A 1,158-nucleotide genomic window follows, 5' to 3' on the forward strand; every position below is an offset into this window, starting at 1 on the left:
CAACCTTAGCGGACAGCATTTGCGATTTACGATCAAGAAAGATAAAAGCAACATTTTTTAGTCAGATAAATGAGTTAATCGATTGGGCTAAAATCGAAAAAGTAATAGATTCTAGTTATTGTAAAGGTGAAAGTGCCGTAGGCAAACCTTCGTATAGTGGTCTATTACTATTTAAAATGTGTCTTTTACAAAGCTGGTATGGGTTGAGTGATTATGAGGTTGAAGATCGCTTGAATGATAGTATCTCATTTAGTTATTTTTGTGGGATGAACATCGATCAGGTTGCTCCCGACCACAGTACTTTAAGTAGATTTAGGACAGCACTTACCAAAACAAAAACCTTTGAGACACTTTTTAGCTGTATCAATGCCCAACTAGAAGCGCAGCAAATTATTGTTAAAAAAGGCATTATAGTGGACGCAAGTGTAATAGACACTCCACTGCGACCAAAAGGAAAGACCAATCATCAGGTTACCGAAGACCGTAAAGAGGAAGAAATAGCAGTAAAAAAGGAATATGCACAAAGCGTAGATAAAGATGGTACTTGGTTAAAGAAAAGAGGTAAATATCATTTTGGTTTTAAAAAGCACCATGTTACAGATCAAGAAGGACTTGTAATAGGAGTATTAACCACCACTGCAAGTAAAAATGAAATAGCAAATTTAGAAGCTGTACTGGAAACCGTGAACATAGATTTACCCAAAGACATTCCTTTAAAAGCAGACAAAGGCTATCAATCAAATAAAAATGCAGACTTGTTAAAAGAAAGAAATCTTAAAAATCATATTCTAAAAAAAGCGAAAAAGAACAAACCACTCACTTACTGGGAGAAGAAATTTAATAAATTAATAGGCAAAACAAGATTTAAAGTAGAGCGTACATTTGGAGGAATAAAGAGGTGGTTTAATGGAGGATTAGCAAGATACCGAGGTATGGAAAAAATGCATACCCAAAATCTAATGGAAGCCATATGCTATAACTTGTACCGAAGCCCAGGGATAATTGCGTCTAATTATAAAAATTAAGAAAAAAAGCACTAATAGAAAGACCTATAAAATCAAGAAATAGTACAAAAATCTTTTTTTTAAGATAAAAAGTAAGTCAAATCCATTTAAAAAACATGGAACTTAGAAAATTATTAAATATTGCAACGGTCTT

The 1,158-nt window shown here is 33.2% G+C and carries 1 protein-coding gene; it reads left to right on the forward strand.

Translation table 11 applies throughout. From position 1 onward, the window contains the following. The first annotated feature begins 17 nt into the window (after positions 1–17). Positions 18–1,025: an IS5 family transposase gene (locus R6X41_RS19725; RefSeq protein ID WP_318502073.1), complete on the forward strand. Its 1,008-nt coding sequence runs from the start codon at positions 18–20 to the stop codon at positions 1,023–1,025. Positions 1,026–1,158 lie beyond the last annotated feature (133 nt).

The sequence above is a fragment of the Formosa sejongensis genome (assembly GCF_033447105.1).
Lineage (GTDB): Bacteria > Bacteroidota > Bacteroidia > Flavobacteriales > Flavobacteriaceae > Formosa.